This is a genomic window from Pseudomonas sp. NFACC05-1 (assembly GCF_900100135.1).
In the GTDB taxonomy this organism is placed as follows: Bacteria; Pseudomonadota; Gammaproteobacteria; order Pseudomonadales; family Pseudomonadaceae; genus Aquipseudomonas; species Aquipseudomonas fluorescens_Q.
This window is the reverse complement of record NZ_FMTR01000025.1, coordinates 59,127-75,267: the sequence shown is the minus strand read 5'-3', so window position 1 is coordinate 75,267 and position 16,141 is coordinate 59,127. Positions and strand designations below refer to the sequence as shown.

The 16,141-nt window shown below is 62.3% G+C and carries 15 protein-coding genes; 4 read left to right on the top strand and 11 right to left on the bottom strand.

The window, feature by feature from the left end:
• Positions 1–273: 273 nt before the first annotated feature.
• Positions 274–1,224 carry a S66 peptidase family protein gene (locus BLO97_RS25820; RefSeq protein WP_092348893.1) on the top strand — a complete coding sequence of 317 codons (951 nt, stop codon included), beginning with the start codon at positions 274–276 and terminating at the stop codon, positions 1,222–1,224.
• A gap of 67 nt (positions 1,225–1,291) precedes the next feature.
• On the opposite strand, the gene BLO97_RS25815 is transcribed toward BLO97_RS25820, so the two are convergent.
• The 5 genes from BLO97_RS25815 to leuS form a co-directional block, all read right to left on the bottom strand.
• A complete protein-coding gene (locus BLO97_RS25815) occupies positions 1,292–2,614 on the bottom strand; it encodes a lytic murein transglycosylase (protein WP_092348890.1) in 1,323 nt (440 codons plus the stop codon).
• A gap of 72 nt (positions 2,615–2,686) precedes the next feature.
• The gene (gene arfA / locus BLO97_RS25810) at positions 2,687–2,851 is read right to left on the bottom strand and encodes an alternative ribosome rescue factor ArfA (RefSeq protein ID WP_063324234.1); all 165 of its coding nucleotides are present in this window, start codon (positions 2,849–2,851) and stop codon (positions 2,687–2,689) included.
• A 241-nt stretch (positions 2,852–3,092) separates the two neighbouring features.
• Complete coding sequence (gene holA, locus BLO97_RS25805) at positions 3,093–4,130, bottom strand: DNA polymerase III subunit delta (RefSeq protein WP_092224999.1); 1,038 nt, start codon at positions 4,128–4,130, stop codon at positions 3,093–3,095.
• Between the two features lie 39 nt (positions 4,131–4,169).
• Entirely contained in the window at positions 4,170–4,775 is a 606-nt protein-coding gene (gene lptE / locus BLO97_RS25800) for an LPS-assembly lipoprotein LptE (protein ID WP_063324236.1), read from the bottom strand.
• Between the two features lie 90 nt (positions 4,776–4,865).
• Positions 4,866–7,472 carry a leucine--tRNA ligase gene (leuS, locus tag BLO97_RS25795; protein WP_092149991.1) on the bottom strand — a complete coding sequence of 869 codons (2,607 nt, stop codon included), beginning with the start codon at positions 7,470–7,472 and terminating at the stop codon, positions 4,866–4,868.
• 303 nt (positions 7,473–7,775) lie between these two features.
• Here leuS and BLO97_RS25790 point away from each other — a divergent pair, with 303 nt between their 5' ends.
• On the top strand, positions 7,776–8,096 hold the full coding sequence (locus tag BLO97_RS25790) for a hypothetical protein (protein WP_063324238.1): 321 nt from the start codon (positions 7,776–7,778) through the stop codon (positions 8,094–8,096).
• A 103-nt stretch (positions 8,097–8,199) separates the two neighbouring features.
• Positions 8,200–8,961, top strand: coding sequence for a YdcF family protein (locus BLO97_RS25785; RefSeq protein WP_092149981.1), 762 nt, complete (start codon positions 8,200–8,202; stop codon positions 8,959–8,961).
• Between the two features lie 363 nt (positions 8,962–9,324).
• On the opposite strand, the gene lnt is transcribed toward BLO97_RS25785, so the two are convergent.
• The 5 genes from lnt to miaB form a co-directional block, all read right to left on the bottom strand.
• A complete protein-coding gene (gene lnt / locus BLO97_RS25780) occupies positions 9,325–10,848 on the bottom strand; it encodes an apolipoprotein N-acyltransferase (protein ID WP_092348887.1) in 1,524 nt (507 codons plus the stop codon).
• 27 nt (positions 10,849–10,875) lie between these two features.
• Complete coding sequence (locus BLO97_RS25775) at positions 10,876–11,715, bottom strand: HlyC/CorC family transporter (RefSeq protein ID WP_003205870.1); 840 nt, start codon at positions 11,713–11,715, stop codon at positions 10,876–10,878.
• A gap of 40 nt (positions 11,716–11,755) precedes the next feature.
• Entirely contained in the window at positions 11,756–12,214 is a 459-nt protein-coding gene (gene ybeY / locus BLO97_RS25770) for an rRNA maturation RNase YbeY (RefSeq protein WP_092224995.1), read from the bottom strand.
• Complete coding sequence (locus BLO97_RS25765; protein ID WP_063324241.1) at positions 12,207–13,217, bottom strand: PhoH family protein; 1,011 nt, start codon at positions 13,215–13,217, stop codon at positions 12,207–12,209. The genes ybeY and BLO97_RS25765 overlap by 8 nt, the downstream gene beginning before the upstream one ends.
• A 217-nt stretch (positions 13,218–13,434) precedes the next feature.
• Positions 13,435–14,763, bottom strand: a complete 1,329-nt coding sequence (gene miaB / locus BLO97_RS25760; RefSeq protein WP_170862100.1) for a tRNA (N6-isopentenyl adenosine(37)-C2)-methylthiotransferase MiaB — start codon at positions 14,761–14,763, stop codon at positions 13,435–13,437.
• Between the two features lie 133 nt (positions 14,764–14,896).
• Between miaB and BLO97_RS25755 the strand changes: the two genes are divergently transcribed.
• Positions 14,897–15,226 (top strand): DUF1820 family protein, encoded by a 330-nt coding sequence (locus tag BLO97_RS25755; protein WP_003185742.1) that lies wholly within the window; start codon positions 14,897–14,899, stop codon positions 15,224–15,226.
• A 194-nt stretch (positions 15,227–15,420) separates the two neighbouring features.
• Here the strand turns inward: BLO97_RS25755 and BLO97_RS25750 are convergent, their stop codons facing one another.
• Entirely contained in the window at positions 15,421–15,975 is a 555-nt protein-coding gene (locus BLO97_RS25750; protein ID WP_003205863.1) for a tetratricopeptide repeat protein, read from the bottom strand.
• Between the last annotated feature and the right edge of the window lie 166 nt (positions 15,976–16,141).

Here is a 16,141-nt window from a genome sequence, read left to right as displayed (position 1 = left end):
TGGCCGAACGCAGGCATTGCGCAGTGGGCATCCCGGCATGGATGCCGGGATAGCCGCGCTGGGCCATGGATGGCCCTTCGCGGCGGCCCACGGAGCAATGCCGGAGTGAGGGCATGCCGAGCCTAGGCGAGGCACCGAGTGGTGGGGCAAGAGCGTTTTGCTTACTTTTGCGCTTTTCAAAAGTGAGCCGCTGTAAGAGCGGAACCATAAGTAGCCGTTACCGCAGCAACGGATATTCACACATAAGCACGACTCAAACCGGGAGATGCATGGATGACCGTCCGCCCCACCCACACCCTATCTCCACATCAACCCGTCCCGGCACTTCCGTCCGAAGGGATGATCGCCGTGATCGCCCCCGCCGGCCCGGCCCCCCTGGACACAGAAAAAGCCATCCAATGGATGCGCGCCCGAGGTCATGAGCTACGGATCTTCCCAGGCGTCTATGAAAAGGACGGCTACCTGGCCGGCAGCGACGAAATACGCCTCAACGACCTGCACACCGCCTTCGCCGACCCAGAAGTCAAAACCATCATCTGCCTACGAGGCGGCTACGGCACGCCCCGGCTACTGGATCGCATAGACTTCGAGCTCCTAAGACGCAACCCCAAGCCATTCGTAGGCTACAGCGACATCACCGCCCTGCACCTGGCCATCAGCCGCTACGCAGGCTTCGTGACCTTCCACGGCCCGCTGCTCAACGCCGATCTGCTGGGCGACAAGGAACCCCCGACCGTCACCTCGTTTTTCAGCCTGCTGCGTGGACAGTTGAAGGCCGGCAGCGAGCTGAACCACCCCGCAGCCTACCCATTGACCACCGTCGAGCCAGGCATCGCCCACGGACGTCTGCTGGGCGGCAACCTGTCGATGATTGCCGCGACCATGGGCACGCCTTTTCAGATCGACGCCGAAGGGGTGATCCTGTTCATCGAAGACGTCAACGAGCCGCTGTATCGCATCGACCGATTGCTGACTCAACTGCGATTGGCCGGCACGTTGCACCAGCTACGCGGCGTTTTGGTGGGGGATGTGGCCGGGGTCGACGTCGAGACGTTGAACCGCTTGTTCAAGCAGACCTTCGAGCCGTTGCGTATCCCGGTGCTGTCCGGCTGGCGCAGCGGGCACTGCGATCCGAACCTGACCTTGCCCATGGGGGCCTTGGTGACGCTCGATGCGGAGGAGAAGAGGTTGGTGCTGGAGCAGGATGTGGTGGTCAGTCGATAGTCATGTAGCGCCTGGGAGTCAGCTATCGCGAGCAAGCTCGCGATAGCGGTAGCCGCCATACGGCAATTCAGCGGTTACGCAATGCTTCCAGCAACTGCTGCGTCGGATACCCATCCGCCGGCCAGCCGAACGACTGCTGGGCACTGCGGATGGCCTTGCGGGTGTTGGCGCCGATGATGCCATCGGGGTTGCCCGCGTCGTAGTTGTGCTTGCTCAGCAGTGTCTGCAATTCGATGCGTTCGCTGCGGCTCAGGGGCTGGTCCTCCTTGGGCCACTGGCCATAGACCAGTCCGCCGTCGGTAAAGCGCTTTGACAACAACCCGACCGCCAAGGCATAGGACGACGAGTTGTTGTACTTGAGGATGGCGCGGAAGTTATCGAAGATCAGGAACGCCGGGCCGCGATGGCCGGCCGGCAGGAGCAGAGACGCCGAGAGCTGTTTGTCATCCGGGGTTATTGGCAGGCCGCCATATTCTGAAACCCCCAGTCGCTCCCATTCAGCAACAGGCTTGCGGATCGTGCCATCGGCCAGGGTGTAGTCGAAGCCCTCTGGGAGATCGACCTCGAACCCCCATGGCTGGCCACGCTGCCAGCCGGAGCTTTGCAGGTAATGGGCGGTCGAGGCCAGGGCGTCGGTGGAGCTGCCCCAGATGTCGCGGCGACCGTCGCCATCGAAATCCACTGCATGGGTGTTGTACGTGGTGGGAATGAACTGGGTCTGGCCCATGGCGCCGGCCCAGGAACCGAGCATTTTTTCCGGTGTGATATCGCCCTGTTGCAGGATTTGCAGCGCGGCGATCAGTTGCGCATGGGCAAAACCCGGGCGTCGTCCTTCGTAGGCCAAGGTCGCCAGGGAATTGATCACCGACTTGCTACCCTGGAACTGGCCGAAGTTGCTCTCCATGCCCCACACCGCCACCAGCGCCTCGCGATCAACGCCATAACGCTGCTCGATACTTTGCAGGACCTGGGCGTTCTGCTGGATCAGGCTCTTGCCTTTGTTGACCCGCAGTGGCGATAGCGCGCCATCGAGGTATTCCCACACGGGACGGGTGAATTCCGGCTGGCTGCGATCGGCCTTGATCACGCTCATGTCCGGGCTGACGCCGACAAACGCACGATCGAACAGGTCGCCACGGATCCCGGCGGCCAGTGCCTCCTTGCGAAACCCTGCTTGCCATTGCGCGAAGGTCTGGGTGGGCGCAATGGCCAGGTCTTCACCGGTCGGCACCAGGGGCGGGACGATGGCCGGAGCGGTCACGGCGGGGGCTGTCTGGAGCGGTTGGGCGTCGGCGGCAGTAGGTTTTTCGGCGCAGGCGACAAGCAGGGCAACGCTGGCGGCAACAATCATCTGGCGCAGTGGCCAACGATGGGAAAGACAGAAGGGCATGCACGGGTCCAGAAATACAAATCAGGTGCTGACCTTATCATGCGAAAGGGGTGTAGGGCTTGTCCGGGTGTTTCAAGCTGCCACAAAGCAAGAAGCCTCCCAGTTGTCAGACTGGAAGGCTTCGCGGCGGTAGCTGCCTTTGCCCTTGGCGGGTCGTTCCTGGCGGCTGCGGAACAGGGGCTGGGCGACGATGGATTTGGCCTTGTTGGGGCCATGCCTGGATGGCTTTTTGCTCATGATGGTGTCTCTCGTGGGGTGGTTTTGCGGGGCAAATCATGGGGCAGAGTTGGCGGGCTGTCCAGTCCCTGCATGCAGTAGGAAGTTTCGCCTCAGGTGGCGGATTTGGGGGAGACAGCTTTTGTGTGGCGAGGGAGCTTGCTCCCGCTGGGCTGCGAAGCAGACCCGAAAAACAGGGCCGCTTCGCGCCCCAGCGGGAGCAAGCTCCCTCGCCACAGAAAGCCCTCTGGCCTGAGTGTGTTTACTCGGCAGGCAGGGGCAATCGTTGACCGGCCATCAACAGCGACAAGCGACTGAGGCTCATCCACGGTGAGCCGGCGGCCTGGCCCTTGATCTGCGCGTCGATGCGCTGGGCTTCGAGCAGCAATTGCGCCCAGCGCGATGCGGAATAGCGTTGCAGGGCCTTGCTCATCAGCGGTTTGCGTTTGTCCCACACCGGTGGGCGGGCCTGGCTGAAGGCTTTGTCCAGTGGGACGCCCTGGCTGTATTGCAGGGACAGGTTGGCCAGCAGGCGTAATTCCCGGGCCAGGGCCCAGAGGATCACCGGCGGCTCGACGCCTTCGCCCCGCAGGCCTTCGAGCATGCGCAGGGCATGGGCGGCCTCACCGTTGAGGATCGCATCGGTCAGCCCGAAGACATCGAAGCGCGCACTGTCGGCCACGGCGGCTTGCACCGTTTCCACGGTGATCTGGCCGCCTTCGGCCATCAGCTTGAGCTTTTCGATTTCCTGGGCAGCGGCCAACAGGTTGCCTTCGACCCGGGCGGCGATCAGTTCCACCGCGTCCTGGCTGGCCGAGAGGCCGGCCTGGGACAGGCGCTGGCGGATCCAGCTGGGCAACTGGCTGACATCCACCGGCCAGATCTGCACGAACTGGGTCTGCGGGCCTTCGACCAGGGCCTTGCCCCATTTGGTCTTTTGCGCGCTGCCGTCGAGTTTCGGCAAGCTGATGAGCAGCACGGTGTCCTCGGCCGGGCGAGAGCAATATTCGATCAGCGCAGCGGCGCCTTTGTCACCGGGTTTGCCAGACGGCAAACGCAGCTCCAGTAGGCGTTTTTCGGCGAACAACGACATGCTCGCCCCGGCCTGCAGCAGCGTGCCCCAGTCGAAACTGGCGTCGGCGGCAAATACCTGGCGCTCGTCGAAACCTTGCTGGCGTGCAGCGGCGCGGATGGCGTCGGCGGCTTCCTGGCACAGCAGTGGGTCATCGCCACTGATGATGTAGACCGGCGCGAGGGCGCCTTGCAGGTGTTTGCCGAGTTGGGCGGGAGCGAGCTTCATAAGAGAAGGCGAGCGGGGCGCCGGAGCGCCCCGCAAGGCTTATTCAGCCGGGATCTGCATCGGCGACTGTTGCGGGGTTTCCGCTTCAGCCTTGCGTGCCGCTTCCAGCGCATCGGCTTCGGCCTTGGCGCGGGCGTTGGCGGTCTGTTGCAGTTGCTCCAGCTGGGCCGGGCTCAGCTGTTGCAGGCGCAGCATCATGCGTTGCACGAGGTCACGACGCATTTCATCGCGCACTTCGCTCGACTCCTGGTCGGAACCGGTGATGTTGTTGCCATCGTGCAGGTAGACCTTCTGCACCTGCAGCTTGTCGTCCAGCAGTACCAGGTCGTTCTGGCCGCGGATCTCATAGCTCAGTACGTTGTTCAGTTCGTACTCGGCGGAACGACCGGCACCGGCATAGCTCAGGCTGCGCTGGCTCTGCTGTTCACGGGCCAGTACCAGCTTGTACGGGGCCCCGCTGTAGACTTTCACGCCACTGTTTTCCAGGGTGTCGCGCAGCAGTTTCACGGTGTCGCCATAGGCGTCCCGTGCGCTGAGGTCCAGTTCCGTGATGGCCAGCTCGGTGGTGCCGGTGCCGCGCAGTTGGAAGCCGCAGGCGCTCAACAGGACCGCCAGGCCCACTACCAGCAGATTACGTTTGATCATCTTGTTGCTCCCCTTGAACCCTATGGGGGTCGACCATGCGACCCCGCAGGTTGTATTCGGCGCCAGGCTTGAGCCTCGCGCCCGATCCAATTAGCTTGCGACGATGTTGACCAGCTTGCCGGGCACGACGATCACTTTGCGAATGGTCAGGCCATCGACGAAGCGCAGCACGTTTTCATTGGCCCGCGCGGCGGCTTCAACTTCTTCGCGCGTTGCCGCAGCCGGCATTTCGATCTGGCCGCGCAGCTTGCCGTTGACCTGGATAACCAGGGTCAGGCTGTCCTGCACCAGCGCGGTTTCGTCCACCACCGGCCAGCGTGCATCAATCACCGGGTCGGCGTGACCCAGTTGATTCCACAGCTCGTGGCTGATGTGTGGGGTGATCGGCGCGAGCAGCAACGTCACGGCTTCCAGGCCTTCGTGAACCAGTGCGCGATCCTGCTCGGTGCCTTGCGCGGCTTTTTCCAGCACGTTCATCAGCGTCATCACCTGGGCGATGGCGGTGTTGAATTTGTGGTTCTGGCCGACGTCATGGCTGGCCTGCTTGATGGCCAGGTGAATCGAGCGACGGACGGCTTTCTGCTCGTCGTTCAGGCTGGCGACGGCCAGTTTGCCCGGCAGGCCCTGGGTGACGTGGGCTTGGGCCAGGCGCCAGACGCGCTTGAGGAAGCGGTGCGAGCCCTCGACGCCCGAGTCGGACCATTCCGCGCTCATGTCAGGTGGCGAGGCGAACATCATGAACAGGCGGCAGGTGTCCGCGCCGAACTGGTCGATCATCGACTGTGGGTCGACGCCGTTGTTCTTCGACTTGGCCATTTTCTCGGTGCCGCCGATTTCCACCGGCAGGCCGTCGGCGATCAGCTTGGCGCTGATGACCTTGGCCTTGCTGTCGCGTTCGAGCTCGACGTCGCTCGGGTTGAACCAGGTGTAGGCACCGTTGGCTTCGCGACGATAGTAAGTCTCGGCGATCACCATGCCTTGGGTCAGCAGGTTCTTGAACGGCTCGTTGGAGCTCACCAGGCCTTCGTCACGCATCAGCTTGTGGAAGAAGCGTGCGTAGAGCAGGTGGAGAATGGCGTGTTCGATGCCGCCGATGTACTGGTCCACTGGCAACCAGTGGTCGGCCGCGGATTTTTCCACCAGGCCGCCCTCATAGTGCGGCGAGGCGTAGCGCGCGTAATACCAGGAGGACTCGACGAAGGTGTCCATGGTGTCGGTTTCGCGCTTGGCCGGTGCACCGCATTTCGGGCAGTTGCACTCATAGAACTCGGGCATGCGCGCCAGGGGCGAACCGGCGCCGTCGGGTACGACGTCTTCCGGCAGGACCACTGGCAGTTGGTCTTCCGGCACCGGTACGTCGCCGCAGGTGTCGCAGTGCACGATCGGGATCGGGCAGCCCCAGTAGCGCTGGCGGCTGATGCCCCAGTCCCGCAGGCGGAATTGGGTGCGCGAGGCGCCGAGGTTCTTCTTGATCAGGGCGACTTCGATGGCATCGAATGCGCCCGCGAAGTCCAGGCCGTTGAACTCGCCGGAGTTGATCAGTTCGCCGTGTTCGCCATAGGCGTCCTGCCAAGGTGCGGGAGTCTGGTCGCCGGCGCTGGTGCGCACCACCGGTTTGACCGGCAGGTTGTACTTGTGGGCGAATTCGAAATCACGCTCGTCGTGGGCCGGCACCGCCATGACAGCGCCGTCGCCATAGTGCATCAGCACGTAGTTGGCGACCCACACCGGCAGCTTCTCGCCGGTGAGCGGGTGCTCGACGAACAACGACGTTGCCAGGCCTTTCTTCTCTTGAGTGGCGACATCGGCTTCGGCGACGCTGCCGCCCTTGCATTCGGCGATGAACGCCTGCAGCTCAGGGTTGTTCCGGGCCGCCAGGGTGGCCAGCGGATGCTCGGCGGCCACGGCCACATACGTGGCACCCATCAGGGTGTCCGGGCGGGTGGTGAAGACTTTCAGGGTGCCGGCTTCGCCAATGGAGGCGACGTCGTAGGGGAACTGCACTTCCATGCCCCGGGACTTGCCGATCCAGTTGCGCTGCATGGTCTTGACCTGCTCGGGCCAACCGGTCAGCTCGTCGAGACTCTCCAGGAGCTCATCCGCGTAGGCGGTGATCTTGAAGTAGTACATCGGGATTTCGCGCTTTTCGATCAGCGCGCCGGAGCGCCAGCCGCGGCCGTCGATCACTTGTTCGTTGGCCAGTACGGTCTGGTCCACCGGGTCCCAGTTCACGGTGCCGTTCTTGCGGTAGATCACGCCTTTTTCGAACAGGCGGGTGAACAGCCATTGTTCCCAGCGGTAGTAGTCGGGCTTGCAGGTGGTGACCTCGCGGGACCAATCCACCGCCAGGCCCAGGCTACGCAGCTGGGTCTTCATGTAGGCGATGTTTTCGTAGGTCCACTTGGCGGGGGCCACGTTGTTCTTCATCGCGGCGTTTTCCGCCGGCATGCCGAAGGCGTCCCAACCCATGGGTTGCAGGACGTTCTTGCCTTGCATGCGCTGGTAGCGGGAGATCACGTCGCCGATGGTGTAGTTGCGCACGTGCCCCATGTGTAGCTTGCCGCTGGGGTAAGGGAACATCGACAGGCAGTAGTAAGTCTCCTTGCCTGGCTGTTCACTGACTTCAAAGGACTTTTGCTCGTCCCAGAACGACTGGGCGGCGGCTTCGATTTCACGGGGCTGGTAGTGTTCGTGCATGGCTACTTTTGTACTGAATGGGGTGGCCCAATCCTCTTCGTTGCCATGCTGGACGCAGACGACGCCGAATGCGGCGTTTTCGATGCCCAGCCAAGCTGGAAGTGGAGTTACAGGAAGCGCCGTAGCATACATGACCGCGCTCTGCCGAGGGAAACCCTGATTGCTGCCGAACCACCGCCGAGCTATTGCCGATCATCGGCGATGACCCGTGTTCAGGGCCGTTGGTCGCGGCGCACTGCCGGTTTGCCCAGCGAAGCTAAGCTTCTCAATGGGGAGTGAGTCTTATCTTCAATGAGGTGAGGGATGGTTGAATCACAACGAAAAGTCGCTACACCTGAGTTGTACGAAAAACTGATCGATCGTCTCGGGGTGGCCCTGGACGCTGCAAGAACCGCCGGTCGCTTGCGTGATGAGCGCCCGGTAGAGCTGGAACTGCGAGGCTTGAGCCCCGCAGAGTTCGAACTGGTCAAGGCTTACCTTGAACAGGCCGGACATAACCCCCCCACCAGTGGGGCCCAGGTACTCAAGCGTCTCGAAGCGCCCCGTTCGGCCAAGGTTGTGTGGCTCAAGGACCGGACGCCTGATAAGGATGCAGTAAAGATCCGGTCGCTGCAGTTCAAGTAAAGCCGGATTCACGCGTGTCGCTTTTTTTGGTTCAAGGCTTTTTCGAATCTGTTGTCGCTTTGCGTCAACCCCCTTAGGCTTCGGGCATCTATGGAGATGCCCGATGCCCTTTCGCTATTTCATCAAACAACTTCTATTGCCGCCCGGCATTCTTCTGCTGCTGTTGGCGCTCGCCTGGTGGTGGCGCCATTCTCGGCCGCGCCTGGCCCGCCTGTGTTTCGCCGTGGGCCTGGGCGGTTTCTGGTTGATGAGCCTGCCGGTGGTGGTGCAGTGGAGCGCCAAGGCATTGGAGCGTGAGCCGCCGCTGCTGCGCAGTGAATGGGCGACCCTGGCCCAGCGTGCCGACGCCATCGTGGTGCTGGGTTCCGGTCGCGAGCGCGGTGACCTGGCCTGGGGTTCCGACCAGCCCACCGGTGTCGGCCTCGAACGCCAGCGTTATGCGGCGCGACTGGCCAAGGCGTCGGGCTTGCCCGTGCTGACCACTGGCGGCTTGCACTACGGCACCCCGCCCAGCGAGGCCAAGTTGATGGCCGACTCGATGCTGGAGGATTTTGGCGTCAACGTGCGTTGGCAGGAAGGACGTAGCCGCACCACCTGGGAAAACGCCCAGATGAGCGCCGAGATCCTGTTGCCGGAAGGCATCAAACGGGTTGTGGTGGTGACCCAGGCGTGGCACATGCCGCGGGCGGTCTGGAGTTTCGAGCGGTCAGGATTTGAAGTGGTGCCGGCGCCTGTCGGCTTCCTGGGCCCGGACAATGCCCGGCCACTGGGTGGCTGGATGCCGGAGTTCAAGTCGATCTGGCAGTCCGGGCAGTTGATGAATGAGGCGATGGGGTTGTTGGGGTATTGGTTGTTCTATCGCTGAGCATACGAAATGTGTGGGCCGAACATGGTTGTGGCGAGGGAGCTTGCTCCCGCTGGGCCGCGAAGCGGTCCCCCTAAAAACAGGGCCTGCTGCGCAGCCGAGCGGGAGCAAGCTCCCTCGCCACAAGAGCTCAATGGTCTTCCAGAGTGGGTAGTCGCCTGCCTTGTGCAGACATCCAATGCATGGGTGTTCGCCAATGTCATGGGCTAGCGAGCTTCTGTGGCGAGGGAGCTTGCTCCCGCTCGGCTGCGCAGCAGACGCCACTGTCGCCGGGCTGGAACATCTTCAGTGGTTGGGAAAAACGGGGCGGCTGCGCCACCCAGCGGGAGCAAGCTCCCTCGCCACAAGGGGGGGGCAGAGGCCTTAAACGGTCTTGGCCATCCGGCTCGCCATCAACGCCCAGCCCAACAGCGACAGGCACAAAATGATCAGCGGCCATGAGCGCCATTGCAGGTACGGCGTCAGGTCGTGCATCGGCACCACTTCGCCGTACAGGATGCCACGCTCGAATTGCGGGATCTGTGCGGTGATCTGGCCGAAGGGGTTGATCAGCCCGGTGACGCCGTTGTTGGTGGCGCGGATCATCCAGCGACCGGCTTCCAGGGCGCGCATCTGGGCCATTTGCAGGTGTTGCAACGGGCCGATCGAGGTGCCGAACCAGGTGTCGTTGCTGATGGTCAGCAACAGGTCGCTGCGCGCTGACAAGCTGGCGGCAAATTCCGGATAGACCACTTCATAGCAGATGAACGGCGCGATCTGGTAACCCTTGGCTTGCAGCAGTGGCTGGTCGGCCGGGCCCCGGGCGAAGTCCGACATGGGCAGGTCGAAGAAGGCGATCAGGCCGCGCAGGATGTCCTGTAGCGGCACGTATTCGCCAAACGGCACGAGCTTTTGCTTCAAGTAAGTACCGTCGCCTTCGCCGGTCACGGTGATGCCGTTGAAGTAACGCTTCTCGTGGCGCACTAGTTGGCGAATCGGCACACCGGTAATCAACGCCGAATGCCGCTCGGCGGCGAAGCTGCCCATCATGTCCAGATAACCCTGGGCAGATTCCTTGAGCACCGGTACTGCGGTTTCCGGCCAGATCAACAGGTCGACGCGCTTGGACGCAAAGCTCATGTCGCGGTACAGCGCCAACTGCGCGTTGAGCTGCTCGGGGTCCCACTTCATGCTTTGTTCGATGTTGCCCTGGATCGCCGCGACGCTCAGCGGGTCGCCCGAAGGACTGGTCCAGGCATGGCCCTTGAGGGCCAGGCCGGCCACCCATGGGCCGATCAGCAGCATCACGCCCGCGGCGATAAAGCCCTTGCGTCCGGTGCGGATCAACCGGGGCGCGTTGTACAGCAGCGCGGCGGTCAAGGCCAGGGTGAAGGAGATCAGCCACATCCCGCCCAGCGGCGCGAGGCCGGCCAGCGGGCCGTTGAGCTGGCTGTAGCCGGAGTACAGCCAGGGGAACCCGGTGAGGAACCAGCCGCGGAAAGCTTCCTGGCCCAACCACAGCGCGGCGAACGCCAGGGCATCGGCCAGCGGCGCCTCGTTGCGGCGCAACCAGCGTGCCCACAGCCAGGCGGGCAGGGCGAAGAACCAGGCGATGGCGGCGATGAACAGCAGCATCAATAACCCGGCGAGCAGCACCGAGGCGCCGCCGAAGTTGTGGATGCTGACGTAGATCCAACTGGTGCCGGCACCAAACAGGCCAAAACCGAAACACCAGCCTCGGCCCAGGGCCTGGCGTGGCGAGAGCTCGCGCAGCCCGGCGTAGAACAAGCCGACCGCCAGCAATGCCAGCGGCCAGAGGTCGAACGGCGCCAAGGCCAGGGTGGTGATCGCACCGGCCGCCATGGCCAGCAGGTTACCGGGCCAGCCGGGGCGGGTTATCCAGCGCATTTTTGTCCTTAGCGGGTCTCGCAGGGGTTATCGGCCAATGGGCGACAGGCGCAGCAAGTGAATCCGACGGCTGTCGGCATTCAGGATGCGGAAGCGCCAGGAGCCGATTTCCGTGGTTTCGTTGCGCTTGGGCAGATGCCCGAAAGCACTCATCACCAGGCCGCCAACGGTGTCGAACTCATCGTCGGAGAATTGGCTGTCGAAGAATTCGTTGAAGTTCTCGATCGGCGTCAGGGCCTTGATCAGGAAGTCGCCGCTGGGCAGGGGCTTGATGTAGCTGTCTTCCTCGACGTCGTGCTCGTCCTCGATGTCGCCGACGATCTGCTCGAGGACGTCTTCGATGGTGACCAGGCCGGCCACGCCGCCGTATTCGTCGATGACGATGGCCATGTGGTTGTGGTTGGCGCGGAATTCACGCAGCAGCACGTTCAGGCGCTTGGACTCGGGCACGAAGGTGGCCGGGCGCAACAGGTCCTTGATGTTGAAGCTGTCGCCGTTTTCCTGAAGGATCAGCGGCAGCAGGTCCTTGGCCAGCAGCACGCCCATGACGTCGTCATGGCTCTCGCCGACGACCGGATAGCGCGAGTGAGCGGAGTCGACCACGGCGGGCAAAAATTCACGGGGGGTCTGGGTCGCCTTGATGCTGACCATCTGCGAGCGCGGGACCATGATGTCCCGGACTTGCAGGTCAGCGACCTGGATGGCGCCTTCGACGATGGCCAGCGCTTCGCTGTCCAGCAGTTTGTTCTGGTGTGCATCGCGCAGCAGCTCCAGCAGCTCCTGGCGGTTTTTCGGCTCATGGGCAAAAGCCTGGGTGAGCTTGCCCAGCCATGACTTCTGCCCGTTGCTCGATCGATCTTCGCTCATAGCGATTACTCTGAATCCTTTGTCGTTACAGGTTGATGTATCAGTGTTCGTCGCCGGCGTAGGGATCGGGATGACCCAGCTCTGCAAGCAACGTTCGTTCCAGTGCTTCCATTTCTTCGGCTTCGTCATCTTCTATATGGTCGTAACCCAGTAGATGCAAGCAGCCGTGAATCACCAGATGGGCCCAGTGAGCCTCGGAGGTCTTGTCTTGTTCGGCTGCTTCACGCTCCACCACCGGGACGCAGATCACCAGATCGCCCAGCAGTGGGATGTCGAGCAGTTCGTCGGGTACGTCGGCGGGGAACGACAGCACGTTGGTGGCGTAGTCTTTCTGCCGCCAGGTGTGGTTCAGTTCACGGCCTTCGGGCTCGTCCACCAGGCGGATCGTCAGCTCCGAGTCGGCGCTGCGCTGGCGCAGGGCCAGTTCGCACCATTGGCGGAACTGGGCTTCGCTGGGGGCGGCGTGTTTGCAGGCCACTTGCAGGTCGAGTTCAAGCATTGTGGCGATTGCCTTTGCCTTCAGGCGCATCGTCGGCCTCGCGATGCTCGAAGCGCTCGTAGGCTTCGACAATGCGCTGGACCAACGGATGACGCACCACGTCCTTGGGCATGAAGTGCGTGAAACTGATGCCCGGCACGTCCTTGAGCACCTGGATCACATGGTTCAGCCCGGACTTGGTGCCGCGGGGCAGGTCGACCTGGGTGATGTCCCCGGTGATGACGGCGGTGGAGCCGAAGCCGATGCGGGTCAGGAACATTTTCATCTGCTCGACCGTGGTGTTCTGGCTTTCGTCGAGGATGATGAAGCTGTTGTTCAGGGTCCGACCACGCATGTAGGCCAGCGGCGCGACCTCGATGACCTGGCGCTCGATCAGCTTGGCGACGTATTCGAAGCCGAGCATTTCATACAGCGCGTCATAGAGCGGGCGCAGGTACGGGTCGATTTTCTGGGCCAGGTCGCCGGGCAGGAAGCCGAGTTTTTCACCCGCTTCGACCGCCGGTCGCACCAGCAGGATACGCCGCACCTGTTCACGTTCCAGCGCATCGACGGCGCAGGCCACGGCCAGGTAGGTCTTGCCGGTACCGGCCGGGCCGATGCCGAAGTTGATGTCGTTGCCCAGGATTTCCTTCACGTAGCGCTGCTGATTCAAGCCGCGCGGGCGAATCATGCCTTTTTTCGTGCGCAGGGCCACGGCAGGTTCCGACGGGGCATGGTTGTCGAGTTCTTCGACGGCCGACTCCTGCAGGAACAGGTGGACCGTATCCGGCGACAGCTCGCTCCCCTTGGTTTCCCGATAGAGACGGCGCAGCAGGTTTTCCGCGGAGGTGGTGTGCTTGGGTTCGCCGATCAGTTCGAACTGGTTTCCGCGGTTGCGGATCTCGATGGCCAGGCGCTGTTCGATCAAGCGCAGGTGCTCGTCGAATTGCCCGCACAGATTGGCGAAGCGGCGAGCCTCAAAGGGCTCGAGAATAAAGCGATGTGGTTCGATGGGTGCGTTCAAGGTCGTTTTTAGCCGCCCGGGGGCAATTAAGGTGAAATCAAGGATAACGCCAGTAGGCTGGGTGCGAAAGCTCTTAAACAGGCGAATCTGATTCCAGCGACCGGCGCGGTCTTTTGTGGGAGCGGGCTTGCTCGCGAAAGCGGTCTTTCATCCAGTACAGGTATCGCCTGGTATGCCGCCTTCGCGAGCAAGCCCGCTCCCACAAGGATTCGCGTTGTTACTGGATCAACGAACCGCGCAGGGAGTGCGGTTGCGCGGCGTCGATGTGCACGTCGGCGAACTGGCCGATCAGGGCCGGGGTGTCGCAGCGGAAGTTGACGATGCGGTTGTTTTCGGTACGTCCTTGCAGCTCGCCGGGGTCTTTTTTCGAATAATCGGTCACCAGAATCCGCTGGACGGAGCCGACCATTTGTCGGCTGATCTCGAAACCTTGCTGGTTGAGGCGATGTTGCAAGGCGTTGAGCCGCTCCTTTTTCAGTTCTTCGGGCGTGTCGTCCGCCAGGTCGGCCGCCGGAGTGCCAGGACGCTGGCTGTAGACGAAGGAATAGGAGAAGTCGAAGCCCACGTCTTCGATCAGCTTCATGGTCTGCTGGAAGTCTTTCTCGGTTTCGCCAGGGAAGCCGACGATAAAGTCCGAGCTGATGCAGATCCCCGGCACTGCTGCGCGCAACTTGCGCAGCTTGGATTTGTACTCCAGCGCCGTGTGGTTGCGTTTCATGGCCGCAAGGATCCGGTCGGAGCCCGATTGCACCGGCAGGTGCAGGTGCTTGACCAGTTCGGGGACTTCGGCGTGGGCCTGGATCAGGCTGTCGGAGAACTCCAGCGGATGAGACGTGGTGTAGCGGATGCGGTCGATGCCATCCACCGCTGCCACGACGCGGATCAGTTCGGCGAGATCCGCCAGGCGCCCGTCATGGGTCAGGCCGCGATAGCCGTTGACGTTCTGCCCCAGCAGGGTCACTTCGCGCACGCCGTTTTCCGCCAGGTGGATGATCTCGGCGAGCACGTCGTCGAACGGTCGGCTGACTTCTTCACCGCGGGTGTAGGGCACCACGCAGAACGTGCAGTACTTGCTGCAACCTTCCATCACCGACACGTAGGCACTTGGGCCGTCGATACGCGGTTCGGGCAGGTGGTCGAATTTTTCGATTTCCGGGAACGAAACGTCCACTTGCGGCAGCTTGGTGCTGCGGGCGGCGTCGATCATCTCCGGCAGGCGGTGCAAGGTCTGCGGGCCAAAGACCACGTCCACGTACGGCGCGCGATCACGAATGGCCGCGCCTTCCTGGCTGGCCACGCAACCGCCCACGGCGATGACCATTTCCGGGTTGGCCAACTTCAGTTCGCGCCAGCGGCCGAGCTGGGAATACACCCGGTCCTGGGCGCGTTCGCGAATCGAGCAGGTGTTGAGCAGGATCACGTCCGCGTCTTCGGCGCGGGCGGTGACTTCCAGGGCCTGGTGTTCACCCAGCAGATCGACCATGCGCGAGCTGTCGTACTCGTTCATCTGGCAACCGTGGGTTTCGATGTAAAGCTTCTTGGCCATGGACGGGATCATCACGTGATTCAAAGAACCGCGCATTATAGGGAACAAGTCCCCCGGTTCCTACCGCTGTGCGAGCAGTGGCTATGCTATAGTTCGCGCCCTCATTTTTACCCGCCGATGTGTTTCGCCAGCCATGACCAAACGTGAAGCTCCAATCTACAAGGTGATTTTCCTCAACCAGGGCCAGGTGTTCGAAATGTACGCCAAGCAGATCTATCAAAGTGATCTGTGGGGTTTCCTGGAAGTGGAAGAATTCGTCTTTGGCGAGCGCACGCAAGTGGTCGTCGATCCGAGCGAGGAAAAGCTCAAGGCGCAGTTCGAAGGCGTGGTGCGCAGCTTCGTGCCGATGCATTCGATCGTGCGCATCGACGAAGTCGAACGCCTGGGCACCCCGAAAATCAGCGAAGCCCGCGGCGCGGTCGGCAATGTGATGCCGTTTCCGATGCCGATGCCTGAGAAGTAACCCTCGGCTCTTGGCAAGATGAGTCTCTAAGGTCGGGCACAGTCCTTGTGGCGAGGGGATTTATCCCCGCTGGGGCGCGAAGCGACCCTAAAGCCTGACTCTGCGGTATTGGAGCTCGATTGAGTTGACGGATTTGGGGCCGCTTCGCAGCCCAGCGGGGATAAATCCCCTCGCCACAGGGGGGCGCAGTGAACTTAGGGCAGTGGCGAGAAGGGCGTACGCCCATCGGCGTTCTGCAATTCCATCAGGTATTTGCGAAAGATCTGCCCCAGCACCTGGGTGGCGACTTCCAGTTCGTCACGAGGCATTTGCTCGGCGACTTCGTCGGCGGTGTCCAGGGCTTCTTCGGCGCCGTTGACCGCGGCCATCTTCAGGACGATATAGGCCTGGACGTTGTTGGCTGGCACGCCTTCGCCATGGAAGAACATGCCGCCGAGCTTGAATTGCGCCTGGGCATGACCTTGCAGCGAGGCTTTTTCGAAGTAGTCGAGGGCTTTCTTGAGGTCGCGCGGCGCAGCCTTGCCTTCGTAGTAGAACTCGCCCAACTCGTATTGCGCTTGTGCATCACCTGCGTCCGCCGCTTTTTGACAGGCGTCGAGTGCCGGTGCGAGATCTTGTGGCTGGGTATTGAGCGTGCAACGGCCCAGCGCCGGGATCAACAACGAGTTACCGCCTGCCTGTGCATTCGCGAGCAGGGGCTGAAGGAGCAACAGGCAGCCCAAGGCAAGGGTGCGGCCGGTGCGGTTCATGGGAATCGACTTACCTCTGAGGGGCGCGCGGACCCTCCGGGGGATCCAATAAGCGCGCATTATGAAATAAGCAGGGCCATCCTTACAAAGTCTTTACTCGTTTTTCTGCTGCGAGGGAATGCTAATAGCTGCTTCGGGCATAAATACGTAGGAAAAAGGCGGGAGG

Coding starts and splice junctions, on each gene's coding strand:
- BLO97_RS25820 (WP_092348893.1), top strand. CDS start 274: ATGACCGTCCGCCCCACCCACACCCTATCTCCACATCAACCCGTCCCG.
- BLO97_RS25815 (WP_092348890.1), bottom strand. CDS start 2,614: ATGCCCTTCTGTCTTTCCCATCGTTGGCCACTGCGCCAGATGATTGTT.
- arfA (WP_063324234.1), bottom strand. CDS start 2,851: ATGAGCAAAAAGCCATCCAGGCATGGCCCCAACAAGGCCAAATCCATC.
- holA (WP_092224999.1), bottom strand. CDS start 4,130: ATGAAGCTCGCTCCCGCCCAACTCGGCAAACACCTGCAAGGCGCCCTC.
- lptE (WP_063324236.1), bottom strand. CDS start 4,775: ATGATCAAACGTAATCTGCTGGTAGTGGGCCTGGCGGTCCTGTTGAGC.
- leuS (WP_092149991.1), bottom strand. CDS start 7,472: ATGCACGAACACTACCAGCCCCGTGAAATCGAAGCCGCCGCCCAGTCG.
- BLO97_RS25790 (WP_063324238.1), top strand. CDS start 7,776: ATGGTTGAATCACAACGAAAAGTCGCTACACCTGAGTTGTACGAAAAA.
- BLO97_RS25785 (WP_092149981.1), top strand. CDS start 8,200: ATGCCCTTTCGCTATTTCATCAAACAACTTCTATTGCCGCCCGGCATT.
- lnt (WP_092348887.1), bottom strand. CDS start 10,848: ATGCGCTGGATAACCCGCCCCGGCTGGCCCGGTAACCTGCTGGCCATG.
- BLO97_RS25775 (WP_003205870.1), bottom strand. CDS start 11,715: ATGAGCGAAGATCGATCGAGCAACGGGCAGAAGTCATGGCTGGGCAAG.
- ybeY (WP_092224995.1), bottom strand. CDS start 12,214: ATGCTTGAACTCGACCTGCAAGTGGCCTGCAAACACGCCGCCCCCAGC.
- miaB (WP_170862100.1), bottom strand. CDS start 14,763: ATGGCCAAGAAGCTTTACATCGAAACCCACGGTTGCCAGATGAACGAG.
- BLO97_RS25755 (WP_003185742.1), top strand. CDS start 14,897: ATGACCAAACGTGAAGCTCCAATCTACAAGGTGATTTTCCTCAACCAG.
- BLO97_RS25750 (WP_003205863.1), bottom strand. CDS start 15,975: ATGAACCGCACCGGCCGCACCCTTGCCTTGGGCTGCCTGTTGCTCCTT.